Source organism: Peribacillus sp. YIM B13477 (genome assembly GCF_042787955.1).
GTDB classification, from domain to species: domain Bacteria; phylum Bacillota; class Bacilli; order Bacillales; family DSM-1321; genus Peribacillus; species Peribacillus frigoritolerans.
In genome coordinates this window covers 356143-382552 of the sequence record NZ_JBHZPD010000002.1, presented here as the reverse complement: position 1 = coordinate 382552, position 26410 = coordinate 356143, and the positions used below count along the sequence as shown (strand labels likewise).

28 protein-coding genes, 2 pseudogenes and 2 riboswitches are annotated in these 26410 nt (G+C 40.2%); of the genes and pseudogenes, 16 read left to right on the top strand and 14 right to left on the bottom strand.

Features of this window, described 5'->3' with window-relative positions; all coding sequences use genetic code 11:
• Nucleotides 1–4 precede the first annotated feature (4 nt).
• The 5 genes from ACFX4H_RS08575 (at nucleotide 5) to ACFX4H_RS08555 (ending at nucleotide 5119) form a co-directional block, all read left to right on the top strand.
• A complete protein-coding gene (locus ACFX4H_RS08575) occupies nucleotides 5–1069 on the top strand; it encodes a sulfate/molybdate ABC transporter ATP-binding protein (RefSeq protein WP_249597069.1) in 1065 nt (354 codons plus the stop codon).
• Between the two features lie 513 nt (nucleotides 1070–1582).
• Nucleotides 1583–2983: a C40 family peptidase gene (locus ACFX4H_RS08570; protein WP_377434919.1), complete on the top strand. Its 1401-nt coding sequence runs from the start codon at nucleotides 1583–1585 to the stop codon at nucleotides 2981–2983.
• A 198-nt stretch (nucleotides 2984–3181) separates the two neighbouring features.
• Entirely contained in the window at nucleotides 3182–3619 is a 438-nt protein-coding gene (locus tag ACFX4H_RS08565) for a hypothetical protein (RefSeq protein ID WP_063592629.1), read from the top strand.
• Nucleotides 3607–3906 carry a YxcD family protein gene (locus ACFX4H_RS08560; RefSeq protein ID WP_034314323.1) on the top strand — a complete coding sequence of 100 codons (300 nt, stop codon included), beginning with the start codon at nucleotides 3607–3609 and terminating at the stop codon, nucleotides 3904–3906. The genes ACFX4H_RS08565 and ACFX4H_RS08560 overlap by 13 nt, the downstream gene beginning before the upstream one ends.
• Nucleotides 3907–4144: 238 nt before the next feature.
• Nucleotides 4145–5119, top strand: a complete 975-nt coding sequence (locus tag ACFX4H_RS08555; protein WP_377434917.1) for an aldose 1-epimerase — start codon at nucleotides 4145–4147, stop codon at nucleotides 5117–5119.
• 39 nt (nucleotides 5120–5158) lie between these two features.
• Here the strand turns inward: ACFX4H_RS08555 and ACFX4H_RS08550 are convergent, their stop codons facing one another.
• Nucleotides 5159–6547, bottom strand: coding sequence for an amino acid permease (locus tag ACFX4H_RS08550; RefSeq protein ID WP_377434915.1), 1389 nt, complete (start codon nucleotides 6545–6547; stop codon nucleotides 5159–5161).
• Between the two features lie 521 nt (nucleotides 6548–7068).
• On the opposite strand from ACFX4H_RS08550, the gene ACFX4H_RS08545 reads away from it, so the two are divergent.
• Nucleotides 7069–7236 (top strand): YezD family protein, encoded by a 168-nt coding sequence (locus tag ACFX4H_RS08545; RefSeq protein WP_065311211.1) that lies wholly within the window; start codon nucleotides 7069–7071, stop codon nucleotides 7234–7236.
• A gap of 62 nt (nucleotides 7237–7298) precedes the next feature.
• Here the strand turns inward: ACFX4H_RS08545 and ACFX4H_RS08540 are convergent.
• Nucleotides 7299–7493 (bottom strand): annotated as a pseudogene (locus tag ACFX4H_RS08540) (transposase); the annotation flags it as partial.
• Nucleotides 7494–7885: 392 nt separating this feature from the next.
• On the opposite strand from ACFX4H_RS08540, the gene ACFX4H_RS08535 reads away from it, so the two are divergent.
• Together ACFX4H_RS08535 and ACFX4H_RS08530 are read left to right on the top strand one after the other, a co-directional pair.
• Complete coding sequence (locus ACFX4H_RS08535) at nucleotides 7886–8671, top strand: serine hydrolase (RefSeq protein ID WP_249597072.1); 786 nt, start codon at nucleotides 7886–7888, stop codon at nucleotides 8669–8671.
• Nucleotides 8672–8972: 301 nt separating this feature from the next.
• Nucleotides 8973–9371 carry a YdcF family protein gene (locus tag ACFX4H_RS08530; RefSeq protein ID WP_376708043.1) on the top strand — a complete coding sequence of 133 codons (399 nt, stop codon included), beginning with the start codon at nucleotides 8973–8975 and terminating at the stop codon, nucleotides 9369–9371.
• A gap of 33 nt (nucleotides 9372–9404) precedes the next feature.
• Here the strand turns inward: ACFX4H_RS08530 and ACFX4H_RS08525 are convergent, their stop codons facing one another.
• A complete protein-coding gene (locus ACFX4H_RS08525; RefSeq protein ID WP_034314314.1) occupies nucleotides 9405–9665 on the bottom strand; it encodes a hypothetical protein in 261 nt (86 codons plus the stop codon).
• Between the two features lie 289 nt (nucleotides 9666–9954).
• Between ACFX4H_RS08525 and cspC the strand changes: the two genes are divergently transcribed.
• Nucleotides 9955–10155, top strand: a complete 201-nt coding sequence (cspC, locus tag ACFX4H_RS08520) for a cold shock protein CspC (RefSeq protein WP_034314312.1) — start codon at nucleotides 9955–9957, stop codon at nucleotides 10153–10155.
• Nucleotides 10156–10280: 125 nt separating this feature from the next.
• Here the strand turns inward: cspC and ACFX4H_RS08515 are convergent, their stop codons facing one another.
• The 3 genes from ACFX4H_RS08515 to ACFX4H_RS08505 all read right to left on the bottom strand — a co-directional run bounded on the left by ACFX4H_RS08515 (nucleotide 10281) and on the right by ACFX4H_RS08505 (nucleotide 13831).
• Complete coding sequence (locus tag ACFX4H_RS08515) at nucleotides 10281–10448, bottom strand: hypothetical protein (protein ID WP_164468809.1); 168 nt, start codon at nucleotides 10446–10448, stop codon at nucleotides 10281–10283.
• Nucleotides 10449–10817: 369 nt separating this feature from the next.
• Nucleotides 10818–12050 carry an aminopeptidase gene (locus ACFX4H_RS08510; protein WP_377435290.1) on the bottom strand — a complete coding sequence of 411 codons (1233 nt, stop codon included), beginning with the start codon at nucleotides 12048–12050 and terminating at the stop codon, nucleotides 10818–10820.
• A 293-nt stretch (nucleotides 12051–12343) separates the two neighbouring features.
• The gene (locus tag ACFX4H_RS08505) at nucleotides 12344–13831 is read right to left on the bottom strand and encodes an aldehyde dehydrogenase family protein (RefSeq protein ID WP_283867375.1); all 1488 of its coding nucleotides are present in this window, start codon (nucleotides 13829–13831) and stop codon (nucleotides 12344–12346) included.
• 270 nt (nucleotides 13832–14101) lie between these two features.
• Between ACFX4H_RS08505 and ACFX4H_RS08500 the strand changes: the two genes are divergently transcribed.
• A complete protein-coding gene (locus ACFX4H_RS08500) occupies nucleotides 14102–15307 on the top strand; it encodes an MFS transporter (RefSeq protein WP_377434914.1) in 1206 nt (401 codons plus the stop codon).
• Between the two features lie 38 nt (nucleotides 15308–15345).
• On the opposite strand, the gene thiE is transcribed toward ACFX4H_RS08500, so the two are convergent.
• The 5 genes from thiE to tenA are packed head-to-tail and all read right to left on the bottom strand — an operon-like array spanning nucleotide 15346 to nucleotide 18772.
• Nucleotides 15346–15978, bottom strand: coding sequence for a thiamine phosphate synthase (gene thiE, locus ACFX4H_RS08495; protein ID WP_377434913.1), 633 nt, complete (start codon nucleotides 15976–15978; stop codon nucleotides 15346–15348).
• The gene (gene thiM, locus ACFX4H_RS08490; RefSeq protein WP_377434911.1) at nucleotides 15959–16774 is read right to left on the bottom strand and encodes a hydroxyethylthiazole kinase; all 816 of its coding nucleotides are present in this window, start codon (nucleotides 16772–16774) and stop codon (nucleotides 15959–15961) included. Before thiM ends, thiE begins: the two co-directional genes overlap by 20 nt.
• Nucleotides 16771–17577 (bottom strand): bifunctional hydroxymethylpyrimidine kinase/phosphomethylpyrimidine kinase, encoded by an 807-nt coding sequence (gene thiD / locus ACFX4H_RS08485; RefSeq protein WP_095679415.1) that lies wholly within the window; start codon nucleotides 17575–17577, stop codon nucleotides 16771–16773. Before thiD ends, thiM begins: the two co-directional genes overlap by 4 nt.
• Nucleotides 17546–18067 carry an energy coupling factor transporter S component ThiW gene (gene thiW, locus ACFX4H_RS08480; protein ID WP_034314295.1) on the bottom strand — a complete coding sequence of 174 codons (522 nt, stop codon included), beginning with the start codon at nucleotides 18065–18067 and terminating at the stop codon, nucleotides 17546–17548. Before thiW ends, thiD begins: the two co-directional genes overlap by 32 nt.
• Nucleotides 18068–18082: 15 nt before the next feature.
• Complete coding sequence (gene tenA / locus ACFX4H_RS08475) at nucleotides 18083–18772, bottom strand: thiaminase II (protein ID WP_239860582.1); 690 nt, start codon at nucleotides 18770–18772, stop codon at nucleotides 18083–18085.
• Nucleotides 18773–18863: 91 nt separating this feature from the next.
• Nucleotides 18864–18968: riboswitch (TPP riboswitch) on the bottom strand.
• Nucleotides 18969–19125: 157 nt separating this feature from the next.
• Nucleotides 19126–19230, top strand: a riboswitch (SAM riboswitch).
• A 170-nt stretch (nucleotides 19231–19400) separates the two neighbouring features.
• Here tenA and ACFX4H_RS08470 point away from each other — a divergent pair.
• Together ACFX4H_RS08470 and ACFX4H_RS08465 are read left to right on the top strand one after the other, a co-directional pair.
• The gene (locus ACFX4H_RS08470; protein ID WP_034314291.1) at nucleotides 19401–19589 is read left to right on the top strand and encodes a Fur-regulated basic protein FbpA; all 189 of its coding nucleotides are present in this window, start codon (nucleotides 19401–19403) and stop codon (nucleotides 19587–19589) included.
• 249 nt (nucleotides 19590–19838) lie between these two features.
• Complete coding sequence (locus tag ACFX4H_RS08465; protein WP_082201276.1) at nucleotides 19839–20036, top strand: aspartyl-phosphate phosphatase Spo0E family protein; 198 nt, start codon at nucleotides 19839–19841, stop codon at nucleotides 20034–20036.
• Nucleotides 20037–20105: 69 nt separating this feature from the next.
• On the opposite strand, the gene ACFX4H_RS08460 is transcribed toward ACFX4H_RS08465, so the two are convergent.
• Nucleotides 20106–20612, bottom strand: coding sequence for a GNAT family N-acetyltransferase (locus tag ACFX4H_RS08460; RefSeq protein ID WP_034314287.1), 507 nt, complete (start codon nucleotides 20610–20612; stop codon nucleotides 20106–20108).
• A 217-nt stretch (nucleotides 20613–20829) separates the two neighbouring features.
• On the opposite strand from ACFX4H_RS08460, the gene ACFX4H_RS08455 reads away from it, so the two are divergent.
• On the top strand, nucleotides 20830–21531 hold the full coding sequence (locus ACFX4H_RS08455) for a DUF459 domain-containing protein (protein WP_283867379.1): 702 nt from the start codon (nucleotides 20830–20832) through the stop codon (nucleotides 21529–21531).
• Between the two features lie 42 nt (nucleotides 21532–21573).
• On the opposite strand, the gene ACFX4H_RS08450 is transcribed toward ACFX4H_RS08455, so the two are convergent.
• Nucleotides 21574–23397 carry an ABC transporter ATP-binding protein gene (locus ACFX4H_RS08450; RefSeq protein ID WP_377434908.1) on the bottom strand — a complete coding sequence of 608 codons (1824 nt, stop codon included), beginning with the start codon at nucleotides 23395–23397 and terminating at the stop codon, nucleotides 21574–21576.
• Between the two features lie 183 nt (nucleotides 23398–23580).
• On the opposite strand from ACFX4H_RS08450, the gene ACFX4H_RS08445 reads away from it, so the two are divergent.
• The 3 genes and pseudogenes from ACFX4H_RS08445 to ACFX4H_RS08435 all read left to right on the top strand — a co-directional run bounded on the left by ACFX4H_RS08445 (nucleotide 23581) and on the right by ACFX4H_RS08435 (nucleotide 25354).
• Nucleotides 23581–24063, top strand: a complete 483-nt coding sequence (locus ACFX4H_RS08445; protein WP_377434907.1) for a DinB family protein — start codon at nucleotides 23581–23583, stop codon at nucleotides 24061–24063.
• Nucleotides 24064–24215: 152 nt separating this feature from the next.
• Nucleotides 24216–24680: a M15 family metallopeptidase gene (locus tag ACFX4H_RS08440; RefSeq protein WP_084738228.1), complete on the top strand. Its 465-nt coding sequence runs from the start codon at nucleotides 24216–24218 to the stop codon at nucleotides 24678–24680.
• A gap of 131 nt (nucleotides 24681–24811) precedes the next feature.
• A pseudogene (locus ACFX4H_RS08435) lies at nucleotides 24812–25354 on the top strand (acyl-CoA thioesterase).
• A gap of 114 nt (nucleotides 25355–25468) precedes the next feature.
• On the opposite strand, the gene ACFX4H_RS08430 reads toward ACFX4H_RS08435, so the two are convergent.
• The gene (locus ACFX4H_RS08430; RefSeq protein ID WP_034314277.1) at nucleotides 25469–26104 is read right to left on the bottom strand and encodes a Bax inhibitor-1/YccA family protein; all 636 of its coding nucleotides are present in this window, start codon (nucleotides 26102–26104) and stop codon (nucleotides 25469–25471) included.
• Between the last annotated feature and the right edge of the window lie 306 nt (nucleotides 26105–26410).

Here is a 26410-nt window from a genome sequence, read left to right as displayed (position 1 = left end):
AGAAATGAGTATCATCATAGAAAATGTAACAAAATATTACGGGTCCTATCAAGCACTCCGGAACATCGATCTGGAAATAAAGAGCGGTGAACTAGTAGCCCTGCTTGGCCCTTCCGGATCGGGAAAAACGTCATTACTGCGTATCATCGCAGGCCTTGAGCAGGCTGAGAACGGAAAAATCCTTTTTAATGAAGAGAATTACACGCATAAGCATGTAAAAGATCGAAATGTGGGTTTCGTCTTTCAGCATTATGCCCTTTTTCGTAATATGACGATTTTTGATAATATCGCCTATGGATTAAAGGTTCGCCCAAGAAAAACAAGGCCCAGTAAAGAAGTTATCGAACAAAAGGTTACCGAATTGCTTCAACTCGTCAAGCTGGAAGGATATAAAGATCGTTATCCATCGCAATTATCAGGCGGCCAGCGCCAGCGTGTCGCATTGGCAAGGGCACTTGCCGTTGAACCGAATGTCCTCTTGCTTGATGAACCATTCGGGGCATTGGATGCCAAGGTGCGCAAAGAACTTCGTCGTTGGCTAAGAAGACTTCATGATGAATTCAATGTTACAAGTGTGTTCGTGACTCATGATCAAGAAGAGGCGATGGATGTTGCTGATCGGGTCGTAATCATGAATGAAGGGAAAATTGAACAGATTGGAACCCCGGAAGAAGTATATGATCACCCTGAAAATCCCTTTGTTTATGATTTTCTAGGCAGTGTCAATCTATTCAAGGGCAACGTGCATAAAGGGAAATTGGTTACTGGCAATGTAGAAATGAATGCCCCGGGCAGTGAAGATGGAGCGGGCACTGGTTATGTAAGGGCCCATAACTTTATCATAGAAAGAGAACCAGCGGAAAAGGATTCGATCGCATCCATAGTTGACCACATCCATACAATTGGCCCCATCGTCCGGATAGAAGTCATTCGTCAGGATACAAACGAGCCGCTGGAAATCGAGCTGACGAAGGAACAATATTTGAATCTGGAAATAAGCAAAGGGGAAAGGGTATTCGTCCGACCGAAAGAATTGAAAGTTTTTGTCGACTTTATGGCTGGAATTTAAGAGTGGGTCGAATCTTGACGAAAAAACCGCTGAAAGCGGTTTTTTTTAATAGACTGTCAGTAAACCTTCCTCCATGATTGGTAAATGAGCTGAAACCTGTTCCAAAAGGGCTACCGTGCATTCACAGGTGGTGCGTTTTTGCCTGCCAATAGTCCATGGTCCCTTGGTGCTAAACACTAGATAGAAAGTCTTGCATCAAAATGTGAAGGTGGTTATGTAAGATATTGGATGTTTTATCACGTGAAAAAGTCGAATCTTTATGTTTAATGTTAAAATTGAAATATAATTGTAATATTGTTATTACGTATTTGACAAAATCTGATGATATACTACGACTTAGATGAAAACATAGTAGAGTTTAACAAATGTATTTAATATTATCTCAACCTTAGAAGATTACATAAAGAGTAAAAAAAATAGAGAAGAGTTCCCAGCAAATTATTTTGACTAATCATTTTTCATAGAGAAAAAGAAGTGGGTCGATGGAAATGCAAGGGGAGGAAAGCAGGGGAAATGAGTTTGAAGAAAAAACTTATCGTATTGAACACGACAATTATGCTTGGATTAGGAAGCGCTTTTGCCATACCGTCTGTAAAAGCTGAATCTATCACGGATATTCAATCGCAACGTACTGGAATACAATCAGATATTTCAGAGGCAGAACAAGTTATTCAGCAATTGAAAAAAGAACAATCGAAAATGAATGCCCAAATTGCCCAGATCGAATCGGCAATGAAAGAAAATGACCAAAAAATCAAAGATACTAAACAAGAAATTAAAGACACCGAAAAAGACATAGAATCTTTAAAGAAAGAAATTAAAGCGTTGGAAGAAAGAATCGCAAAACGCGAGGAAGTCTTGAAAGAGCGCGCACTTTCTTTCCAAGAGAGCGGCGGGGACGTTGAGTACCTGGAAGTTGTTTTAGGCTCTAAAAGCTTTGGTGAATTCGTTAATCGTGTTGGGGCGGTAGCCACTATCGTGGAAGCTGACCAACAGATTCTTAGCGAGCAGGAAGCGGATAAAGCTGACTTAGAGAAAAAACAAGCGACCGTTGAGAAGAAATTGCAAAGCCTTAAGGATATGGAAGTAGAGCTTAAAGGCATGCAATCGCAAATTGAAGATCAAAAAGCTGAAACTGTCAACATGAAGGCTAAGATCGAAAAGAAAGAATCGGAAACAGAAGCGCTTAAACAATCTTTAGAGAATAAAGATGCTGGTCTAGAAGCACAAATAGCTTCCATTCGTGAAAATATCAAAAAAGAGGAAGAACGTAAAGCATCGGAAAAAGCAGATCTTGACCGTGCTGCTGAAGAAGTGAATTCTTCAAATGCTACCAGTGAAGGTTCATCAAGTTCTTCTAACGAAGGATCATCAAGTTCGTCTAGTGAAGAATCATCAAGTTCTTCTAAAGGAGAGGCTTCGGCAAAAAGTTCTTCTAAAGCTGAATCATCTTCAAATTCATCTAAAAACAGTTCTGCTGCTAAACCTGCAGCAAGTAAAACCGAAACATCTAGTAAGCCAAGCAGTGCAAATACAGGCTCTGCGATTACAGCAGGTTATAAATATATCGGTAACTCCACATATAAATTTGGAGGCGGAAGAACGGCATCCGATATCGCTAACGGTCTTTTCGATTGTTCAGCGTTCGTTGCATGGGCTTATAAACAAGCTGGTGTGAACCTTACACCGAGTACGGATGCATTGAAAAATGCAGGACGTCAAGTATCTGATAGTCAAAAACAACCTGGAGATTTAGTGTTCTTCAATACCTATAAAACTGATGGGCATGTCGGTATTTATGTCGGCGGCGGCAAATTTATCGGTTCCCAAAGTTCAACAGGTGTTGCAATTGCCAATATGGAAAGTGGATATTGGGCAGATGTATACAACGGCCGTGTCGTTCGTGTAAACTAATAGTTCAAAAATAAGCAGGGGAGAAAATGCCCCTGCTTATTTTTTTGAAAAAAATCGAAAAAAAATGAAACTTATTTTGAATTTCAACGTAAATACTATAAGATAAAACAAGGATAGGTGATGTGGACTTTCAATTAATCTGGGAAAAGATATAATGAAACAACATTCCATACTATTAAACGGAGGCAAAAAAACATGATGAAAAAATTTATGGCTGCATTACTTACAATTACACTAGCATTCTCGCCAGTCGGCACTTATGTATTCCAGGATCATACGGAGTCAGTCGATGCAAGGGGTTACAAGTCCGGAAAAAGAAGCTTTAACAACAACAATAACAATAATAATTCGAATTTCCAAAATAAAGAAACGAAGAAATCCGATGCCACTACTGCCAATAAAGCCAAGAGTGGAAACACATTCGCAAAAGGCGGCTTAATGAAAGGACTTATGCTAGGAGGATTGGCAGGTTTACTTTTTGGTAGCCTATTTGCCAATATGGGAATGCTGGGTTCTATACTTGGTCTATTAATCAACGTGATGGCGGTTGTAGTATTAATCGTTGTAATCCGTAAAATATTCACATATTTCAAAGATAAGAAGAAGAAAGAAGATCCAAACCCATGGAGAGGCTAAAGATTTCCGAACAAGATATCATCAATGCGGTTTGTGTTTACATTGCCCGTAAAAAGCAGGTACAACCTAATGAGGTGGAAGTGGAGTTAATGTATGATGATGATTATGGCTTTTCGGCGGAAGCGTTTGTCGATGGCCGGAAACAAGTGTTAATCACCATCAACTTGATAGAAGCGCTTCGTTTATGGCTGGATGAATATATGAATAAAGATCCATACTCAGGTATTGAACTTGTTTTGGATGATGATGAAGGTATAGTGGCTTTGGTAAGTGAAAGTAATAGATAAGTAAAAAAGGATGCCGTAACGGCATCTTTTTTTATTTAAAAAGTTACAAGTCGTCCGGGAGAAGGAAAAGGAAAAAAAAGAAAATAGAAAAATAGCAAAGTAAATGAAGCAAAACCCTCGATTACACATACTATTTCAAACTTAGAAAGAGTAAGGACGAAATATATTTTCCATTTGTTGCAATAAATGGTCCGTGGAAGTAGGATGGATATATGTTCAAGTCAAAGGAGGAGAAAAAGTGAAAGGGTATATAGAAGATATCACTTTTTTTAATGAAAAGGCCATAAAGTTCGGCAATGAAAAAGTGGAAGCGATACTTGTACCATCTTTAGGAAGCAATCTGCTTTCATTGAAATACAAGCATAAGGATATTGAGTTGCTGCGAACTCCGGATAGTGTGGAGGAGTATAAAAAAGCTTCCATTTTATACGGAATGCCAATCCTGTTTCCTCCTAATCGAATTGAAGATGGTCAATTTACATATAAGGGGACTACGTATAAGTTTCCAATCAATGAAATGGAAAAATCCAATCATATTCATGGTTTTTTGCATGACATGCCGTGGCAAGTCCGCAAAAAGGAAGTAAACGGAAAAGAAATCGTGATTAATACTGAATTCTCAAGCAGTGATTTTGATCTAAAAGGTAGCTTTCCACAAGATTATACTGTGAATATGTCTTTATCATTAAGGGCTGAAACATTGGAAATACAATTGGAAATCACCAACAAGGGCATTGAACCTTTTCCGTGGGGAGCAGGTTATCATACTGTATTCAATTTTCCATTTGGACCAGTGAGTAAATGGGAGGATTGCAGAATATCTCTTCCCGTCAATAAACATTGGGAGTTGAATGAAAGATCATTGCCCACAGGTGCAATTCATGAAACGGCCAATACATTGAAAATCCAAAACGGCATTAGCTTGGACGGCCGGCAATTTGATGACTTATTTGGCTATGATAAGGAAAGAAATCCGGAAAACGAGTGCATTCTCACTGATCAAGAGGCTGGCATACAAGTCATCTATCAAGGCGATCAACATTTTAAGTTTTGGGTATTGTTCAATCAGGAAGGGTTCGTCTGTCCCGAACCATACACTTGGGTAACGAATGCTCCTAATTTGGATTTGCCTGCAAAATTGACTGGATTGAGGGAGTTATGCTCAGGGGAAACGGTACAGCTGAAAACCAGATTGATTGTGAAAGATATATAAAAAACACCTAGGCATTTAAAAATGCCTAGGTGTTTAAGGTTATGCTTTTTTTCTCATCCAGAGTGGGTATAGGATGATTCCTAATACATATAAGGCAATGCCTAGTATGAATGTATTCATATCGGCTGTACCTGTCTTGATGACCCAGATCGAGTAGATTAACGCCAAGATTGTAATAATGCCATCACGTACCCTTGAGCCTTTCATGATGTCATAGGTTTCCCCGGTCATCACAAGTTTCAATTGATACAGAACGGATGCAAGGTACGGAATCAAGTAAGCAAGTGTAGCGACGATCATCGAAAATTTATAAGCCTCCAAAATCGTACCTGAAATAGTGGAGAATAAGAATATCTGTGTCATGATATTTGTTATTGTCATAGAACGGACAGGTGTGCCATTTTTGTTTGCTTTTGCAAAATAGGCCGGAAACAAATCCGATTTCGCTGCCTGGTAAGGAACTTCCGAGGCAACGACAATCCATCCGATCGTCGATCCCAATAAGGAAATGACGGCAAGAGCAGCCATTATATACGTGCCGCTTGAACCAACTACTTCTTGTAGTGCGTCAACAAGCGGTTTTTGTGATATTTTCAACTCGTCTTGTGATATGGCACCCATCGTCAATAAAGTAATGCCGATATAAATGGCAACAGCGATAAGTAAACCAAGAATCGTCGCTTTCTTTACATCATTTTGTGACTTGGCACGGTTTGAAAGCATGACGGCAGCTTCGATACCGATGAAGGCCCATAATGTTGAAATGGCAGCAGCGTTCACTTGATCACCTAGGGAGATTGCAGTTCCCGCCTTATCATAAAATTCAGCTCCGTTTCCTAGATTGGAAGTATCGAAGATGAATATCGTGATAATGATGAAAAATAAGAATCCAAGCACTTTGGTAACTGTAGCAAAAAGATTCATTTTCCCGGCACTGTTAAAACTTCTTACCAAGATTGCCTGAATCCCCCAAAGGGCAACGGAACATACCGCAAACGTTAATGCTTTACCTAGTTCAAGTTGAAACGAACCCGCTGTATAAATCACTTTTGGACTATGCATCACAGGGAAAAACGTTGAAAGGTAACCAGCAAATGAAATGATGACAGAAGCTGTCGCAGCCCAATTCGCAGCCCAATACCCCCAAGCCATGCTATACCCTGAAACCCTTCCTTTAACAGGAGATTTAAATAATGACTGAGCATAACTTTGAGGTCCAGCCTTCAAATCAGGTTTCCGTACTGCCAGGTTACCAAACACCAAAGCTATTAGAAAAACTCCTAGTCCAGTAACGATCCATGCCAATGTGGACCCTAACGGACTGGATACCTGTGCTAATTGAGCAGGGAGCATGAAAATTCCGCCGCCGACCATATTTCCAATTACGAAAGTGGTCAAAATCAATAAACCCCATTTTTTATTTACCATTTATATCGAACCTTTCTTATATACAAAGTGTGTGTTTATACCGACAACTTATACTAAAATAGTATATCTCAAATAGTTTAGTTTGGTAAAGTGGTAAATAAGTAAAATGTAAAAGGCGGACTAATCAGAAAATTTAAACACAGGATTGACAAAAGGATAAAATTGGATTATAGTAGTAAATACCAAGTTAGTTGGTAAGAATAATGTGGTTTATCACATTAAATCGTATTTTTCTATAACATTTGCCATTCCCGAATATTGCCGATTAGTCAACTAAAGGCACCCTTACATCTAATCTGTTAGATGGCGGGTGCCTTTTATCTTTTATAGGGAAGGGAGGGAATATGGAGTTCCTATTAACTGGTTATTCTTATACGGAAAGTTAAGTGATGAGGATATGATAGGTAAACCAAGTTCCCAAGAAAACATTGAAAGTGGGAAGCGCACATGTGTTTGTCGTGCGAACCTTTTTTACATTAGGTGAAAACGAGCTTTATTACCAGTAGTGAAGGGGAGATATTATGGAAAAGAAAGAAGAATTGAAAATCAGGCATATCATTTCAAGCTTGGAAGATCTGCAATATGGATCGGTTTTAATTACCGTACATGATGGTGAAATCACACAAGTGGATACCACCGAGAAGAAACGATTCCCTTTAGTGAAGGGCCGTGCCGTTAAAGCTAGATGAATGACAGGTATTAAGGGAGCCTTCAATATGAAGGCTCCAGTTTGTAGACTTATGGGGTTCGGAATCAGTTTAACTAAAATAACTGGATCAATACTTGGGCGTCCTACCTCTGAATACATATCTTTCACCAAATCATAAATGAAAGTGAAGTCAATGAAAGCCTCCATTTTATGAACCAAATGGTTCGCCGGCACCAGTTGATCTAAAGTAATCAATTCAAGTTGATCTCGTTGAATAGAATGATGTTTCGAAAGCATCCTCATCACCTCAAGTTTTAATAAATTTATTTTAAAACAAAAAAGATTGTAGGCAAAAGGAGTTCTATCTAAATTTTTAAACATAGTTGACTGGAGCGGGTGTTTGAGACTCCTGTGGAATAGCGAGTCCAAGGGAGACCCCACAGGCGCAAGTGCGCCGAGGGCGGACCGCCCGCGGAAAGCGAGTGCCCTACGTCTCAATCAACGTCCAAATTTGTACAAGCAAAAAAACTGTAGACTTCAAATATGAAGGCTATTTTTTTATACAAAAATTTATTCAATTTGGAATTTCTAATAAGATTGTACTGCTTTTAACATGGTAGAATAAGTTAGGGTATAAGGGAGTTTTTTATAGGGGTTTAAATGAAATCTAAGGGAGGAACAGGGAATAGATGACCTTACAAACTATAGAACATGATATCTTGGCATTAGTTGAAACATTTAATGGGAGAATCGCATATAAAATTGAAAATGGTCTTGGGGACACGATTGGATATCACGAGAATGAATCCTTTCAATCAGCGAGTTTGATCAAAATACCAATGATCATCGAAGGTTATCGTCAAAGTGAACAAAAGAAAATCTATTTGAACCAACCAGTGACCATCCCGCCTAGTGAAGTGACTGGGGGATCTGGGGTCCTGCATGTCTTATCGAATAAGGTATTTTTGACCGTAGAGGATTTACTGACATTGATGATAACTGTTTCCGACAATACATCCACGAATATGATGATGAACCTGTTGGGTTTTGAAGAAATCAATCAATGCATCAAGGAACTTGGTTTGAAAAATACTGTCCTTGAACGGAAAATGCAGGATTTTAAGGCATTAAAAGAAGGGCGCGACAATACCATTTCGGCAGAAGATACGATTACCTGCTTAAAAGCCATACATACAGGCAACTTTTTAACGAAAGAAAGCCGTGAAAAAATATTGCATGTATTTGATAATCAACAATTAAGGGATAAACTTCCATCTCTGATGGGCAGAGGAGTCAAGGTCGCAAGCAAAACGGGCGGAATTCGGGGAGTTGCCCATGATTGTGCAATCATTCGGTCAGAAACACAAACTGTTTATGCTGCAGTTCTTACAGAAGACATGAAATCAGAGGAAGAAAGCCGTCAAATAATCAGTAAAATTGGAAAATTGATATATGATGATATGGTCGCAGAATAAACTATCCGATTGAAAAGGGCGGGAAGTCTTTCATGATTTCCCGCTCTTCGGTCTTAGTTATATAGGAGTTAGTGGAAATGAAAGTTATATATGATAAGAATAGAAGCGGGGAAAAATTTTGAAAAGGACGATGAAACTTTTTTGTGTAATAAGTGTAATTGCGGTACTTGGGTAGTTTGGATTTTTGTACATGAAAATTCAGGAAAGCATTCACCAGCAAATTCCGGAAAATGCCGATTACCTCATGATTCTTGGAGCAAGGGTCAAAGGTTCGGTTCCATGATTATCCTTACAATACCGGATTGATAAAGCTGCAGAATATTTATCGGCGAATAAACATACAGTGGTCATTGTATCTGGCGGCAAAGGACCGGGAGAAGATATATCGGAAGCAAAAGCAATGCAACAGGGGCTAATCGCCCAAGGAATTGAAGAAGCACGCATTGTGATGGAAGACAAATCTACAACAACTCACGAAAATATTGTTTTCTCAAAAGAACTCATTCCTGATACAGCAGCCTCAGGGGTGATCGTTAGCAATGACTTTCATATCTGCCGGGCAGTCGAAATAGCAAAAAAAGAAGGCTTGGACATGAAGGGATTGCCTGCAAAGACACCAAAAGTGTCACTGTTGAAATCATATACCCGTGAATATTTGGCAATTACCAAATACTATTTAACCGGGTTGATTGGGAGGTAACATCGAATTCTCCTAAAGGTGGGGGTGCTTTCATTATTCGACTTCCACGACAACATTAGGAACTTGCCAAAAATCTTTCTCTTGATATAGCTCCTTAAGTGTCTTATAAACGGGATAACCGGTATAGGAAATCTCGACTCGTTCATCAGCATCCACTTCTTCCACATCTACATCATCAACAAAACCAAGTTGATCATCGATTTCCATTAAATAATACCCGAGTGCCTCATACCCGCTATAGGCTACAATTACCTTACTGTCAAAACCGCTATTAGAAACTTTGTAATATTTCATTGAGTGACCTCCTTGTTGATAATACTTTAAGTGAAAATCGTACTGTTTCTTATTACTCTGATATACCCATTAATTACTATCTGAATCATTAAATTGGATAAATAAAGAAAATAAGAAGGCAAAAAGAATGTGGACCATCTTTAATTTATCACTGGAAAATTTGCTATCTGCATCAATTCATGTTAATCTAATAAAGAATTGTTTTTGGTTGTGGAAGAGAGTACTCGTTATTTTCCAAATGATTAAAAATAGTAATACAATGTGTGTTATGCACTAGGAGGCAACAACAATGGAACAAGGTACAGTTAAATGGTTTAATGCAGAAAAAGGTTTTGGATTTATCGAACGCGAAAACGGAGACGATGTATTCGTACATTTCTCAGCTATCCAAAGCGAAGGCTTCAAATCTTTAGACGAAGGTCAAAAAGTAACTTTCGAAGTTGAGCAAGGTGCACGTGGAGCTCAAGCTGCTAACGTTCAAAAAGCTTAATTTTAAAATTAAATCGTAACCTATATGAACAGACTTCCTCGATGGGAGTCTGTTTTTTATTGTGCTATAAAATGAAAGCAAAAAAAAATCCCACTCTGACTGAGTAGGTTTTTAGTGACTTGTCATTAAGCTTTTTTAAATTCTTCTTCAAAGAAAAAAGTAGTCGGATGTTCTTTAACAGTATAAGAATATCTCTTCATGTTTTTTACATATGCCCATTTATTAATGGTTACTGATTCATTAGTATCCTGAATGGTTACTGTTTCACCAGTATTATACTTATTGCTTTTCAATTTAGCCACCCTCTTTACTAATAGTATAACATATTTGGCAATGAAAGATGTGTTCAACATATTCCAATGATATATTGCTTATAAAAAACAGACTAAGCATATGGCAATGAGCCTAATTATTTTGAATGTTGTATAGAGAAAGTTAATGGGGCATGTTTTAGGATGAACAAGGAGTGGATGTCACAATATGGGATTAAGCGGGGGCAGGCCAAGTTATAGCGAATGAACTTACTCGAAAGCAAGGAGTCGATATTACTACGGGCTTGTCTCCCTTTTTGGGCATGAAAAAACAGCCACATGTTCCCAGGTATTGCAGAAATCACGTGGCTGAAGGTTTTCAAGTGATGGAAGGGGCTTAAAGCCGGTTAATTAAAACGCCCAGTCACCATTACGGAAAACAGGTTCCGAAGTGCCGTCCTGTTTGATGCCGTCGATGTTCATTTTCTCCGATCCAATCATGAAATCGACATGTGTAAGGCTTTCATTCAGTCCATTTTCTGCAAGTTCTTCTGGACTCATGTTTTTTCCGCCTTCAATACAGAAAGCATAGGAGCTGCCGATAGCAAGATGGTTTGATGCATTTTCATCAAATAATGTGTTGAAGAATAAAACATTCGATTGGGAAATCGGTGAGTTGAATGGAACAAGCGCGACTTCACCAAGGTAGTGTGAACCTTCATCCGTTTCAACCAATTGCTTTAGGATTTCTTCCCCTTCTTCTGCTTTTACTTCAATGATCCGTCCTTCCTTAAACGTCACGGAAAAATTATTGATGATGTTTCCGCCGTAACTAAGTGGTTTCGTACTGGAAACCGTACCGTTAATTCCTGTTTTCAATGGAACTGTAAACACTTCTTCGGTTGGCATATTAGCCATGAATTCATGTCCCTGTACGTTAACGCTTCCTGCCCCTACCCAAAGATGTTTGTCGGGTAATTCGATTGTCAGGTCGGTTCCGGGAGCCGTATAATGCAATTTTTGGTAATGTTTATCATTTAAATAATCTACCTTTTCATGCAGGGTATCATCGTGTTTTTTCCAGGCTTCCACAGGATCTTTCACATCAACACGAACTGCTTTGAAAATGGCTTCCCATAGGAGGTCAACACGTTTTCCTTCTGCTTCTTCAGGGAATACTTTATCAGCCCAAGCCTTTGAAGGGACGGCAACTATGGACCAGCTCACTTTATCGGATTGCATATACTGCCGCCACTTCTTCAGTGCTGTCCCGGATGCTTTTTGGTAGTTGGCAATCCTTTCAGGCTTTACACCTTTTAATAAGTCAGGGCTGGAGGAGATGACGGATAGATAAGCAGCTCCGTTTTCTGCGAGTTCGATCGTTTCTTCTGCGCGCCACTTTGGATATTCGTGGAACACCTCATCTGGAGCCAATTCATATTTGGTACGTGAAACGATATCGTCATTCCAATTAACGATGACATTGCGCGCACCGTTCTCATATGCCTTTTTTACAATGAGACGCACAAGGTCAGCACCCTCTAATGTTGTATTTACGACCAAGGTTTGATCTTGTTGGATGTTTACGCCGACTTTTATGGCAAGTTCTGCATATTTTTCTAAATTCGTTTGAAAATCACTCATCATTTAAAACTCCTCTTTTCCATTTTCTACATTTTTAATTGTACTTTTTGTCATATAAAAAAGAAACTTTTTACATCGTTTGTGAAACTACTCGTATACGAAGGAGTTCATTATAACCGGCAGGGAGCTGCTTCAGCAGCTATTTTGTCTATCTTGCATTTTACCAAAACTAAAGAAGGAAAGACTATTGAAAAGGTTTGAATAGTTGAATAATTTGATGATTTGGTGCAGTGAATCAATGGACTGAAAGAAAGAGGGTCTCTTTGAGACCCTCTTTCTTAATAGTCAGTAAATCATTTACCCAAATTAATCCAGACACTTTTCACTTCAGAATAGTTGTCCAGTGCATAAGATCCCATTTCACGTCCGATTCCGGATTGTTTGTAGCCGCCGAACGGGGAAGCTGCGTCGAAAGCGTTATAACAGTTCACCCATACGGTACCGGCACGGAGTTTTCCTGCAACATAATGGGCATTGGCTATATCGCTTGTCCATAAGCCGGCAGCCAAACCATATTCACTGGCATTTGCACGGTTAATGACTTCATCTAAATCCTCGAATGGCATTGCCGCTATGACCGGTCCGAAAATCTCTTCTTTAGCAATCGTCATATCCTCTTCAACACCAGCGAATATAGTAGGAGAAACAAAGTAGCCCTGTTCACCCGGTTTATTTCCGCCGACAAGAACTTCCGCACCCTCGTTTTTCCCTTTTTCAATATAGCCCATTACCCGATTTTGCTGCTCCTCGGAAACAAGCGGCCCAATTTGGGTACTTGGATCTAGGCCTATCCCTTGTTTGATGTTTTTTGCATGGCTAGCCATATCGGCAACAACATTATCATAATGTTTCTTTTGGATATAAACCCTTGAACCGGCACAGCATACCTGGCCTTGGTTAAACATGACCCCATTCAAAGCTCCAGGGATGGCTTTCGAGAAATCCGCATCAGGCAGGATGATGTTTGGCGATTTCCCTCCAAGTTCCAATGTGACCCGTTTCAATGAATATGAAGCGGAACGCATGATCAATTTTCCAACTTCGGTCGAGCCGGTAAATGCGATTTTATTTACTTGCGGGTGGTCGACAAGCGCTTGTCCAGCCGTTTCACCAAAACCGGGAACGATATTGACGACCCCATCAGGGAAACCGGCTTCAGCCAATAATTCAGCCAGGTAAAGAGCGGAAAGCGGTGTTTGCTCAGCTGGCTTTAATATGACCGTACAACCTGTAGCAAGTGCCGCTCCCAGTTTCCACATCGCCATAAGAAGCGGAAAGTTCCATGGGATGATTTGGCCGACAACACCAACAGCCTCGTGTTTCGTATAGTTAAAATAATTTCCGCTTACCGGGATGGTCTGTCCAACAATCTTGGTGGACCAGCCAGCAAAATATCTCATATGTTCAATTGCTAAAGGAATGTCGGCATTTGTAGTTTCACTGATTGGTTTCCCATTATCCAACGTTTCCAATTGAGCAAGTTCAGTTTTATTTTCTTCCATTAAATCGGCTAGTTTATACATCAGTCTACTGCGTGCAGCTGCGCTCATTCTTGACCAAGGACCTTCATCGAATGCTTTGCGTGCAGCTTTGACGGCTAAGTCGATATCTTCTTTATCAGCTTCATAAACATCGGCAAGTTTTTGTCCTGTCGCAGGATTAGGAGTGGAGAAGGTTTTTTTTGAAGCACTTTCTACAAACTGACCATTAATATAGAGCTTTTTTGGTCCTGTTAAAAATTTTTGCAGCTTTCCACTTACTTCTAACGTTAGATTTGTCATTAATTACCCTCCTGAATAAAATGTTTATCTTGGGCAAAACATGATGACTTATTGTTAACGCTATGATTGCCAATTTTTATGATAAATGAAAAAAAGGGAATATTCAATCTATAACATTCGACAGAATATCCAAGATTTCTTCATCTATTAAAAAAATGTAGTATTATTTTGTCATGACATGTGTAATTACTATAGCAAAAATGAAAGTTAATAGTTAAAATGAAAAAGGATAAAATAACAAGAAGGTCTAAAGTTCTTCAGGAGGAATATATGGGAAATAATGCGAAAATGATATCGCAGCGTAAGTTACTTGGTGTTGCGGGTCTTGGATGGATGTTCGATGCACTTGATGTCGGTATGCTTTCTTTCATCATTGTTGCATTAAAGCAGGATTGGAACTTAACCAGTGAGCAGGTTGGCTGGATTGGGAGCATAAACTCCATAGGAATGGCTGTTGGCGCCGTTTTCTTTGGTGCGATGGCCGACAGGGTCGGACGAAAGAATGTCTTTATCATTACTTTATTATTGTTTTCGATCGCAAGTGGCCTGTCTGCAGCAGTCAGTACACTCAGCCTGTTCTTGATCTTGCGTTTTTTGATTGGAATGGGACTTGGGGGAGAACTTCCGGTTGCCTCGACATTGGTCTCTGAAAGTGTTGAAGCGAGTAAAAGGGGAAGGGTCGTCGTCCTTCTTGAAAGCTTTTGGGCGGTTGGCTGGATTTTGGCAGCACTCATATCCTATTTCATCATACCGGCTTATGGTTGGCGGGTTGCATTATTATTGAGCGCAGTTCCAGCTTTATATGCGCTGTACCTGCGCTTGAAACTGCCGGATTCACCAAAGTATACGGAACTTGAAAAAAAGCAAAGACCATCTGTATTAAGCAATATGAAAAGTGTCTGGAAAAAGGATTACTCCCGTCAGACCCTTGTATTGTGGATTCTATGGTTTTGCGTGGTCTTTTCCTATTATGGGATGTTTTTATGGCTGCCAAGTGTGATGGTCCTTAAAGGCTTCAGTATGATTCAAAGCTTTGAATATGTTTTGATCATGACGCTCGCACAGCTTCCGGGTTATTTTTCAGCTGCATGGCTGATAGAGAAGATGGGACGTAAATTCGTTTTGATCACATACTTAATTGGGACGGCCGTCAGTGCCTTTTTCTTTGGATCGGCAGAGGGGCTGGCACTGCTGATAGCTTCCGGAATGTTCCTCTCTTTCTTCAACCTAGGGGCATGGGGGGCACTTTATGCGTATACACCTGAACAGTATCCAACATCAGTTCGCGGTACAGGGGCTGGGTTAGCTGCAGGGATCGGGAGGGTTGGCGGTGTTCTGGGACCTTTGCTTGTAGGGTATTTAGTTGCCGCAGACACGCCGATTTCATCGATTTTCACCATTTTTACAATTGCTATTTTAGTGGGGGCAGTTGCCGTGGCTTTTGGGAAGGAAACAAAGAATACCGTTTTGACATAAACAAAGGATGGGGACTGCATGCAGTCCCCATCCTTTTGTCATTTAAAGTCTTTTATTATTTTTAAAAGGGATTCGGAGGCAGTCTTCGGATTATCTGCATTCATGATGGCCGATACGACTGCGGTACCTGATAGTCCGCTATCAGAAAGAGCGGAAATGTTATCGGCAGTGATACCCCCGATGGCTACTGCGGGAATGGATACGCCGCGGCAAATTTCCCCCAGGTCCTCAAGTGCCATTAGGGTTGCATCTTGTTTGGTCTTGGTGGGGAAAACGGAACCGACTCCGATATAATCCGCTCCATTTCGTTCGGCTTCGAGAGCTTCTTCAAGAGTGGAGACAGATACACCGACAATCATATCTTCAGGAATCATTTTTTTGACGACAGGCAGTGGAAGGTCATCTTGCCCAATATGAATTCCGTCCGCTCCAACCGCAAGTGCTATATCCACCCGGTCATTGATGATAAGGGGAATGGAAAACTCATTCAATAACTGTTTTAATGCAGATGCTTTTTCATAAAAAGAGAGGGAGGAATTGTTTTTCTCTCTAAGTTGTACGATCGAGACTCCTCCTGAAACCGATTCTGCAATGATTTTGGTCAATTCTTCTATTGCTATGGACTCTTCCGTAACTAAATACAGGCTTAAATCAATTTGGGACTTCTTCACTTATTTTCACCTCATGCATCCAGATTTCCTTATCCATTCTTGATATGGCATCGATTAATCGCACACGGAAAGTACCTGTTCCTTCATCCTTTTGAAGGGTTGCGGCTGCAAGTTCCCCTGAAATGCTCATTGTCGAGATACCGGCAATTGCTGCAGAATAGAAATCATCGGTGACTCCGGAAAAAGTTCCGATAAGAGCAGTGGACATGCAACCGGTACCTGTAACATTAGTTAAAAGGAGGTCCCCGTTATCGATGATGGACGTATGTTTTCCATCGCTGACCGCATCCTTAGCTCCGCTGACCACGATGATGCAATTCAATTCATTTGCCGCTCGTGCAGCCAGATCTGCATTGCTAATCGCAAGTTCCCCCGAATCCACACCGCGTGTAACGGTATCCCCACCCATCAATGACAGGATTTCACTCGCATTTCCGCGAATGATTTGGAAAGTAACCTTACTTAGGAGTTCTTTGACTTGCTCTGTACGATAGGAGGTGGCACCAACTCCCACCGGGTCCAAAATGACTGGGATGTCCAGGTCATTTGCCGTTTTACCGGCAATCTCCATTGCTTCCAAGGCTTTATCATCGATCGTTCCGAAATTCAGGACCAATGCATCTGCTAATTTGACCATATCCGCCACTTCACTTGGGCTCGATGTCATTACTGGTGAACCTCCGATGGCAAGGGTGGCATTTGCACAGTCATTGACCGTAACAAAGTTGGTGATTTGGTGAACGAGTGGTTTCCTTTCTCTTACCTTCATAAATAAATCGGCTGAAGAAATATTCATAACAAGTCACTCCGTTCTTTTTTTGAATATGAATGAAAATGATGGACAGGTCCATGACCTTTACCGATTGAAAAGCTATTGCGTATCGCTTCGGAAATATAGGTCTTGGCATGTTCGATCGACACTTGCAATGGCAGTCCATTTGCCAGGTTAGATGTAATGGCGGATGATAGGGTACAGCCCGTACCATGAGTGTTTTTTGTATGAATGCGTTCTCCCTTGATCCAGTGGAAGTCAGTCCCATCATAAAAAAGATCATTTGGATTTCCTGCCGCATGGCCGCCTTTAAGTAAAACGGCTTTGGAACCCATTTCTTGTATCGAAATGCATGCCCTGTAGAAATCTTGTTTCGTCCGAATCGGGAAGCCAGTAAGTACTTCCGCTTCTGGTACATTGGGTGTTACAAGATTTGCAAGCGGAAGCAATTCCATTTTTAAGGCAGAGATGGCCTTTTCGTCGAGCAAATGGTGGCCGCTTTTGGAAATCATGACAGGGTCAAGGATAACGATGGCAGGCATGAAGGTTTTAAGGGACGCAGCGACCGTTTCCACGATTTCTTTTGATCCAAGCATGCCTATTTTTACTGCATCGACAGGAATATCTTCAAAGATAGCTGCAATTTGATCCGATATGATAGCTGTTTCAATGGGCTGTACAGAACGGACTTCCATTGTGTTTTGGGCAGTTACGGCTGTGATGGCAGACATTCCAAACACACCATGTGCAGAAAATGTTTTTAAATCCGCTTGTATTCCAGCACCGCCCCCTGAATCAGAGCCTGCGATCGTTAATGCTGTTTTCATAAAAAAACCCCTTCATATAATTATTTTTTAGCAGTATTTTAAGTAATATGAAAGCTAAAATCGCCCCTGCGAATGAACTGAACATAAAAGCCGGTAAAAAACCAAAAAGAGCAGCTTTTTCTCCCAATAGGAGGGTGGCAAGCGGATAACAGGCCAGGGAACCGAGAAATCCGGTCCCGATCACTTCCCCTAAACAGGCGAATTTTAAGCTTTGTGTTTTTCGGTAAAGGATGGCGGCCAAAAGTGCACCAATCATGCTGCCGGGAAAGGCGAAAATTGAACCGGTACCAGTCATGTTTCTAATGATGGAAACTAAAAAAGCTTGTGTCACCGCATATGCAGGCCCCAATAAAACCGCCGTCAGGACATTTGCCAGATGTTGAATAGGAAAGATTTTTGCAAATCCTGCAGGGATGAAAATAAATGAACTGGTCAGCGTCGTTAAAGCCGTGATCATGGCAGTCAATGTCAGTTTCTTGATAGGGTTCATCCTCATGTCAACCACCTACAGAGGCCAATCCTGCTCATTTTGAACCATGTCCCAGAATAAATATTCATATCGGGAAGTAACCAAAAAGTGCTTTTCTAATCTAAGAAGTTCCTTTTCAGGCATGTCTTCGGTCAATTCTTCCAATAAAGCGATCAGCCACTTGTGTGCTTCCCCGAATTCAGGAGATGAATAGGACCTTATCCAATCTGCGTAGCGATTGTTTTCCAGTGCTGCTCCATTTTGTTCTTTTAATAGCAAACCGATTTCATAATAATCCCAAGCGCAGGGCAGGAGACAGGCGATCAAGTCTGCCAAAGTCCCATGCTGAGCTGCATTTAGCATGTAACCTGTATAGGCTAGAGTGGTTGGAGTAGGTTCTGTATTTTCCAATTCCTTGGAGCTGATCCCGAATTCGGAAGCATAATGCCGATGAATATCCATTTCCACTTGAAGGGTTTCATTTAAAATGCTCGCAAATTTTGCCATGGTTTCGATGTTATGGGCTTTGATGACACCTAAAGCAAAGAGCTTGGAATAATCCATGAGATAGACATAGTCCTGCTTCAGGTAATAGGCAAATTTCTTTTCAGGAAGTGTGCCGTTTCCAATTGCCTGGACAAAGGGATGTGAATGGTTCCTTTTCCAAATCTCTTTTGCCCGTGCATGCAGTCTATCACTGAATGTTTCTAATTTTGTATTCTCCATTGTTCATCCTCCTATAGAATGGCTCCCTTTGTTAAATAAAAAACCCCGTTCCTGAATACGGAACGGGGTAGATGGATATAGTCTGTAAAATGGACGATATCATCCACTTCCCTCCGCCGGTATGAGCCGGTTCAGGTTCAAAGGGTCCGGAACTAATTCCATCTCAGTCTTAAAAAAGACTCCCCTAGTGGTGTGAATTGTATGTAATTACTGACATCATATCAGAAAGACAAGAAAATGCAACCCGTATTTGAAAGAGGGATCACTTTATGTCCAGGAAAAAAGGGAGAACCAGGTAATTGACTTTTGAAGATTATTAGGATAGAATCATTTCTACATCATTATATATTGAATTCTTATCCAGAGAGGTGGAGGGACTTGGCCCTATGAAACCTCGGCAGCGGACCCGTTTAGGGAACTGTGCTAAATCCAACAAGCATATGCTTGGAAGATAAGAAGAGCCGTACGGACACTGTCAGCCTCTTCTTAAATTAGAAGGGGCTTTTATTTTTGGGAAATAACGTTTAGTGACATACTAGAAAAGGTATATATAATTTGGTGAAATCAAACAAGTTGATAAAGTTTAGCTAACTAGAAGCAGGCACTAGGACGGAAAGGAGCCATTTACATGGCAGAATTATTTAAGAGGATTGAACAGAGGAAGGCAAAACTCATTGAAGAGCTATTGGCCAATGGAGTATACAAAACCTCTGATGAAAGGCACCTTTATGATGCCCCATTAAAAGTACTTGAAGATGAATATAAGATTGTTATAAATAGACCTAATAACGAGTCACCTTCTGAATGGATGACATAGTAATCGGAATACAATATTTGGATTTTTGGATAAGGGATATGATGTAAGCATTCGCAGTCTACACTAGTGGATGCTTTTTTTGCGTTTATTAGAAAACGACACACATTATACATAATTAAATAACAAAATAGGTGTTTTGTCACATTTGACCTATAAAATAACACATTTAATTTCTGAAAAATAGTTGATTTTAACTAGTGGTTTCATTATGATGAAAGTGTAAAAATATTGAATAAATGGGAGGTGGCTATGATGACTTGCTATAAGGTAACTATAGAAAAAGTAGAAGAGAAGAGACAGGAAATGATAAGGTTGGGAGCGATTTACGGCTTAACAAGTCTGCTGACTGTACAAGCCAGCCAAGAATTGGATACGCTATTGAATGCGTTAGCAAGTAAAAGAGATTCTGAATATTTTTCCCTTCAAGAAGCATATAGGTATTTTTAAATTAGCAATCCGACCTGTATTAATCTAAAAAAGCTACTGCTCAAGGCAATAGCTCTAAAGAATTATATATTAAATATCGACACGTTTACCTAGAATGATCAAATCCCGCTCAATGCCATCCATCTCGGCAACTTGAGGTAAATGTGCCCATTCTTCAAATCCGAATTTGGAAAAAAGCTTAAGGCTTGGTGTATTATGGGCGAAAATGAAACCCAATAAAGTCTTAACACCTAATTTTGGACTCAATTCAATTGCCTTTCGAATCGAAATTTGTCCAATTCCTTTTCCCCGGAAATAATCATCAATGTAAATGCTGATTTCGGCAGTGGAATTATATGCCGGTCGGCCATAAAAGGATTGAAAGCTCATCCATCCAGCGGTTTTCCCTTCTATAGTAATGATATATAGCGGTCTACTTTCTGAATGATGTTCCTCAAACCATTTAACCCTCGATTGGACGGATACAGGTTCCGTATCTGCCGTTACCATCCTTGAAGCAATTGTCGAATTATATATTTCAACAATTCTGGGTAGATCAGATAGTTCTGCCTCTCTAAACTCTATGTGTTCTTCCATGATATAAACTCCTAACTATCATTTATTCAATCTCCAGAATGAAGGGTGATCCCGTTTTTGGTTTTAGGGACGTTGAATGAAACCCAATCCATTGAAAGTTTTATATTATCATACACTCTTTATTCTTTATCTGACAATTCTTTTTTATGTTAGTACTGCAGATTTTTTGGGTATGAAAAAGATTAAATACTTCTAGTAAAGACAAGAGGAGAACTAAATGAAAAAATTGGCAGGTATATTAATTATCGTACTGGTTATATGTTTTGCTGCATATGAATTTCAGGCCTCGGAGTCGGAAGATGTGCAAAGGGTCATGGCTTTTGGAGATTCATTAACCTATGGAAAAGGGGATAAGGACGGGGAAGGATATATAGAAGGCCTTGAAGATGAATTGAATAATCCGCAATCGGAGCAAAAAGTGAGTTTTTGGAATTACGGTATTAAAGGCCAGGAAACGGATGGGGTGATGAAACAGCTAGATGATTACCGCATTAAAACGAAACTTGATGAAGCCGATACTTTCATTGTTTTTATTGGAACGAATGACTTGATCAATAGTAATGGCGGGAACTTGGAGAAAATAAGTGACCGAAAAATCAATGAGGGTAAACGGGAATATATCAACCATCTGAAAAAGATTACATCAACACTGATAGAGGCAAACGATAAAGCGGATATTCTGGTAGTAGGACTATATAACCCAAATAAAGACAATCAAAAACTTGAAAAGCACATTCGCGATTATAACGAGTCAATAAAGGGATTAGCCGATAAAGGTGAAAGGATGTTATTCATTCCTACAAATGATCTTTTTGAAGATGAAAAGAAAACAAAGTATTTCAGTGATAAATTACATCCGAATGAAAAAGGGTATCAGCTCATTGCGAATCGGGTTTTGGAAAGTTATGATTTCAAATGAAACCAAACATGCACAGAAAGGCCTTCTGTGCATATTTGCCTGCTAAGTTGCTAGGTATTTGATATCGCTTAGCTGAGGGAACTGTAAGTCATGGAGCTGCTTGTATCGGCCGTTGTTTTGCATTAACTGGTCATGTGTTCCTTTTTCAAGAACCTGCCCTTTTTCCAGAACGATGATTTGATCGGCGTCATGAATGGTCGATAAACGATGTGCAATGACTATTGAAGTCCGTTTTTTCATTAAACGTGACAAGGCTTGCTGGATCAAATGTTCAGATTCTGTATCCAAGGCCGCCGTTGCTTCATCGAGAATGATGATTTGCGGATTTTTCAAAAGTGCCCTGGCAATGGCAAGGCGCTGTTTTTGTCCGCCTGAAAGCTTGACTCCGCGCTCTCCGATCTGAGAATCATAACCATCAGGAAAGGCACTGATAAAGTCATGCGCATTTGCCGCTTTGGCGGATTCGATGATTTCATCATCGGTAGCATTAAGTTTGCCATACACGATGTTATCACGGATGGAACCATTGAATAGAATGATATCCTGAGAAACAATTCCCATTTGTCCCCGTAATGATTTCAGTGACACAACTTTGATATTATGTCCATCCATTTTAATCGTTCCATTTTGCGGATCATAAAATCGGATCAGTAGGCTCGTGATGGTCGATTTTCCTGCGCCGGAGGAGCCGACCAAAGCGGTTACTTGACCAGCTTTCATAGTCAGGTTTAGATTGCCGAGAACAGGAACAGTCTCATCATAAGCAAAATCAACACTTTTAAACTCAATTTTCTTTTTTATGGCAGGGAGTTCAATGGCATTTCCCTTGTCACTTATTTCAGGTTGGGTTTCCAATATTTCAGTTATCCGCTCAAAGGCGGCGGCTGATTGCTGGACAATGCTGATTACCCGGCTAAAATTGCGAACGGGACTCTGCAGTAACCTCAAATAGGCGAGAAAGGCCACGATTAATCCTATTGTGAATTCACCCTCCATCACTTGCCAAGCACCGAACACAATGACTGCTACAAGACCGATATTGTTCAATAAATCAATAATCGGCCCGAACATGGATCGCAGCCGAACGGACTTAAGGTTTGCAGTCATATTTTCCTGATTACGCTCCGCAAACCGCCTTGATTCGAATTCTTCATTTGTAAAAGATTGAATGAGCCGCATTCCTGAAATCGAATCCTGTAACTGGTTGCTGACATCTCCTGCGGAACTTTGCACAGACCTAAATGACATCCTGATGCGTTTCCCGAATACCCTTGTGATATAGAACATGAAAGGGAATGTAATAAGAAGGACAATGGTAAGCTTCCAGTTAATGAAAAGCATATATACCGCTATGGCAATGAAGGTCACCGTGTCAGTCAACACTTGAAGCATGCTCGAAGAGATGAGCTGCTGCAGTAAATTGACATCATTGGTCAACCGCGACATTAAGTCACCAGTCCGGTTTTTATCAAAGAATTTCATATCCAGTGTTTGAATATGTTCATACATGCTATTACGTATATCCATGATGGCCTTTTGACCGACCTTGGAAACGATATAGCTGTTAAAGTAGTTCAGTATAGCCAATAAGATTGCAGCACAAAGAATTCCTGCACCAATCCAGATCAACGAGTCATATCTTTTTTCGGGAATGATTTTATCAATCGTAAACTGTGTCAATTGGGGGATGGAGAACTCAAGCAATGAAATGAAAAGCATGATACATAAAACCAAAGAGCAAAACTTCCATTTCGATGGGACCCGATTGAACATTTGTTTAAGCATCAACCATATGCTTCCTTTTGAGGGTATTGCATGTATTGCACTGCGCCCTTTGTGGCTGAATGGAATATGTCCCCCACTCATAACGATCACTCCTATTTTACTGTCCTAGATGATTTGTGCCTTTATGACTATCATAGAGCTTTTCGAAAAATAGACAACTTTTAATCGGTTCGTTTTGTCAAAAAGTATTATTATTTTACACTTTCCTATAGGACATGGAATAATTAAAGGAGATTAGCGAGGCTGATAAGAGGAGATGCTAAAATGAATGAAAATGAAAAAATCAGGGGAGAACTTTTAAATGCGGTCAACGGACTATCGGATGAACAGCTGAACGCCCAACTTGAAACAGGAAGATGGAGCATCATCCAGGTTTTGGATCATTTATATTTAATGGAGAGGGCCATAACAAAGGGCATTTCCGATAAATTGAAGAGCGATGAAAGCATTCCTGCTGTGGATAAACCGATAGAACTTACGTTAAATCGTGAAGTGAAGGTCGAGGCCCCGTCATTTGTCACTCCGTCGGAATCATACCAAACTTTGAGTGAAGTTAAGGAGAAGTTGTCCGAATCCCGAAAAGCTTTTGTACATGTCGTTGACCATGCAAATGAAATTGATCTCGAACAAAAGTCTTTTCCGCATCCTTTGTTCAAAGATTTAAGCCTGAAGCAATGGATTCCGTTCGTGGGACTGCATGAAAAACGGCATTTATTGCAAATTGAAGAATTAAAAGCAAAGTTATAATAGAAGAAAAACTCATCCGTCTTTGGTTGAGTTTTTCATTTTCAGATAGATATTTTCGTAAAGGAAGGATTTTTTAAGTGAAAGCCACTTGGATAAGGACATGTTTGGTATTGGGCTTTTTCGGATTGCTGCTGTGGCTCTTGTTCAAGTATATGCTTCCGCCTGATCTAGACGAAATCGAACTGACTGACGAGCTGAATCCGATCGTCGCCGAAAAAAAAGACGAGCTCATTCAACTGGCTAAGGACAAAGGCATCCCGGTAATCATTACGGCCGGATTCCGGTCTTTAGCCGAGCAAAATGAACTCTATGAAAAGGGCCGAACAGACCCGGGCAACATCGTAACGAATGCAAGAGGTGGTGAGTCGCTGCATAATTTCGGTTTGGCGGTAGATTTTGCCCTCCTTAACAAACAAGGAGAGGCCATTTGGGATATGAGTTATGACGGTAACGATAATGGAAAGTCAGATTGGATGGAAGTCGTAACAATCGCTAAAGGGTTAGGCTTCGATTGGGGAGGGGATTGGGCAGGGTTCAAGGATTATCCGCATTTACAAATGACATTTGGCTTAAGCCTGCGTGAGCTGCAGCAAGGCAAGCAGCCAAAAGGGCAGTGAAAGTGGTTGGCTTCATTATAAACCGCATAATTTTGACTAATAGCAGGAAAATAAGCATGTGAATTGCTTTACAGGTAAGAATTCGATAAAGTGAACTAGTGAGAAATCAGACATAAAGGAGTGCAGTCACCATGGAAGAAACAAAAAATTGCCGGGACTCTTTGGTCATAAAAACAAGCCTGGTCCTCCCGCCGGATACAAATAATATTGGTACGATGTTCGGAGGCAAATTAATGGCATACATTGATGATGTAGCGGCTATATCAGCCATGCGTCATGCGCGAAGCAACGTCGTTACAGCATCAACTGATTCCGTCGATTTCCTGCACCCTATTCACGAAGGAAATGCAGTTTGCCTTGAAAGCTTCGTGACTTATACGGGCAGAACATCAATGGAAATCATCGTAAAGGTGATTGCAGAGGATTTAGTTACAGGAGCCCGAAATTTATGCGTCATTTCCTTCCTGACATTTGTTGCCATTAATGAAGAAGGTAAACCAATTCCTGTTCCGCGTTTGGTTCCGGAAACGGAGATGGAAATGAATTTAAATGAATCAGCAAAACAACGGGCCTAAATAAGGAAAAAAAGAAGGGAAGATACACAGTTCATTGCAAGTACTTTCGGTGTGAAACTGCCATGGACTGATCAATCAAATCCAGGATTATATAAATAAGATAGGCATCCCTTCAGCCGTTCTTATTGATGATCGAGACCATATGAAAAAAATTACGTGAAAAGACGCTTGGATAATTCCAAGCGTCTTGTTTATGGTACCTTGTCAGGTCTTTTAGTCATCGCTTGCTAAAATACCAAAAAAGCGCAAGATGTTAATGAATAGGTTAATGAAATCAAGATATAGATTCAAAGCCATGAGCGGTACTTCTTCGGCTGTTACCCCGTAATGCTTCATTCGATTGAAATCATATAAAATATAACCGCTGAAAACTAATATCCCTATAAATGAAAAGACCAGCATGGCTGTAGAACTTAATGGAAAGAAAATGTTGAAAATGCTAATGACGACTAAAGCTAGCAAGGCCGCAAATAACATTCCCCCCAAGAATGAAAGGTCCCTTTTGGTGGTTGTGGCATAAACCGCCAGTCCTCCAAATACGACTGTCGTCGTAACACCTGCCAGGATCACCACATTTGCCCCTGCTGCGGCTAGGTAGTGGGCAATGATCGGATAGGTCGTAATTCCGGAAATCAACGTGAAAATATACAAAAATGTGTAACCGATGGCTTTTTTCCTTCGCAATATGAATGCTCCAATCAACATGGCAATCTCAAGTATCGCCAAGGGAAGAAACAAGGATGGCGGAACAAGAGTGCCGAGAGCCATACCTAAAACGGAAACGGCAAGAGATAAAGCGAACGTCCGCATGACGGACGGCATATATGTTTGTACAGTTTGTGAATACATTCAATCACCCCATCATTTATTTTCTACCGTTTTCTACGAATCTGTTTTAAAAAGGTTTCATTGCATACAATGAAAATTTGGTGTTTTTTTAAAAGTATTGAAATATATATGAAGTAATTACCTTTTCTATGATATTCTTACAAATATACTAATTTTTCTGAAATATTAAAATTCTTACCGCAGAACCATTTTGCGGTAAGTAAAACGATAAGGTCAATAAATAGGCATAAACTTCAAAAAAAGCTATCTCGAAATAATAAATTCGAAATTATTGATTCTATATATAAAATCGGACTTCAAAACTTT

Excerpts from the sequence above, each read along its gene's own strand:
- cspC (WP_034314312.1), top strand. The coding sequence starts at position 9,955 with ATGGAACAAGGTACAGTTAAATGGTTTAATGCAGAAAAAGGTTTTGGA.
- ACFX4H_RS08550 (WP_377434915.1), bottom strand. The coding sequence starts at position 6,547 with ATGGTAAATAAAAAATGGGGTTTATTGATTTTGACCACTTTCGTAATT.
- ACFX4H_RS08500 (WP_377434914.1), top strand. The coding sequence starts at position 14,102 with ATGGGAAATAATGCGAAAATGATATCGCAGCGTAAGTTACTTGGTGTT.
- ACFX4H_RS08470 (WP_034314291.1), top strand. The coding sequence starts at position 19,401 with ATGGCAGAATTATTTAAGAGGATTGAACAGAGGAAGGCAAAACTCATT.
- ACFX4H_RS08565 (WP_063592629.1), top strand. The coding sequence starts at position 3,182 with ATGAAAAAATTTATGGCTGCATTACTTACAATTACACTAGCATTCTCG.
- ACFX4H_RS08510 (WP_377435290.1), bottom strand. The coding sequence starts at position 12,050 with ATGAGTGATTTTCAAACGAATTTAGAAAAATATGCAGAACTTGCCATA.
- ACFX4H_RS08545 (WP_065311211.1), top strand. The coding sequence starts at position 7,069 with ATGGAAAAGAAAGAAGAATTGAAAATCAGGCATATCATTTCAAGCTTG.
- ACFX4H_RS08430 (WP_034314277.1), bottom strand. The coding sequence starts at position 26,104 with ATGTATTCACAAACTGTACAAACATATATGCCGTCCGTCATGCGGACG.
- ACFX4H_RS08445 (WP_377434907.1), top strand. The coding sequence starts at position 23,581 with ATGAATGAAAATGAAAAAATCAGGGGAGAACTTTTAAATGCGGTCAAC.
- thiD (WP_095679415.1), bottom strand. The coding sequence starts at position 17,577 with ATGAAAACAGCATTAACGATCGCAGGCTCTGATTCAGGGGGCGGTGCT.
- ACFX4H_RS08440 (WP_084738228.1), top strand. The coding sequence starts at position 24,216 with ATGCTTCCGCCTGATCTAGACGAAATCGAACTGACTGACGAGCTGAAT.
- ACFX4H_RS08455 (WP_283867379.1), top strand. The coding sequence starts at position 20,830 with ATGAAAAAATTGGCAGGTATATTAATTATCGTACTGGTTATATGTTTT.
- ACFX4H_RS08465 (WP_082201276.1), top strand. The coding sequence starts at position 19,839 with ATGATGACTTGCTATAAGGTAACTATAGAAAAAGTAGAAGAGAAGAGA.
- ACFX4H_RS08525 (WP_034314314.1), bottom strand. The coding sequence starts at position 9,665 with ATGAAATATTACAAAGTTTCTAATAGCGGTTTTGACAGTAAGGTAATT.
- ACFX4H_RS08560 (WP_034314323.1), top strand. The coding sequence starts at position 3,607 with ATGGAGAGGCTAAAGATTTCCGAACAAGATATCATCAATGCGGTTTGT.
- ACFX4H_RS08570 (WP_377434919.1), top strand. The coding sequence starts at position 1,583 with ATGAGTTTGAAGAAAAAACTTATCGTATTGAACACGACAATTATGCTT.
- thiM (WP_377434911.1), bottom strand. The coding sequence starts at position 16,774 with ATGAATATTTCTTCAGCCGATTTATTTATGAAGGTAAGAGAAAGGAAA.
- ACFX4H_RS08535 (WP_249597072.1), top strand. The coding sequence starts at position 7,886 with ATGACCTTACAAACTATAGAACATGATATCTTGGCATTAGTTGAAACA.
- ACFX4H_RS08505 (WP_283867375.1), bottom strand. The coding sequence starts at position 13,831 with ATGACAAATCTAACGTTAGAAGTAAGTGGAAAGCTGCAAAAATTTTTA.
- ACFX4H_RS08460 (WP_034314287.1), bottom strand. The coding sequence starts at position 20,612 with ATGGAAGAACACATAGAGTTTAGAGAGGCAGAACTATCTGATCTACCC.
- ACFX4H_RS08450 (WP_377434908.1), bottom strand. The coding sequence starts at position 23,397 with ATGAGTGGGGGACATATTCCATTCAGCCACAAAGGGCGCAGTGCAATA.
- ACFX4H_RS08575 (WP_249597069.1), top strand. The coding sequence starts at position 5 with ATGAGTATCATCATAGAAAATGTAACAAAATATTACGGGTCCTATCAA.
- thiW (WP_034314295.1), bottom strand. The coding sequence starts at position 18,067 with ATGAACCCTATCAAGAAACTGACATTGACTGCCATGATCACGGCTTTA.
- tenA (WP_239860582.1), bottom strand. The coding sequence starts at position 18,772 with ATGGAGAATACAAAATTAGAAACATTCAGTGATAGACTGCATGCACGG.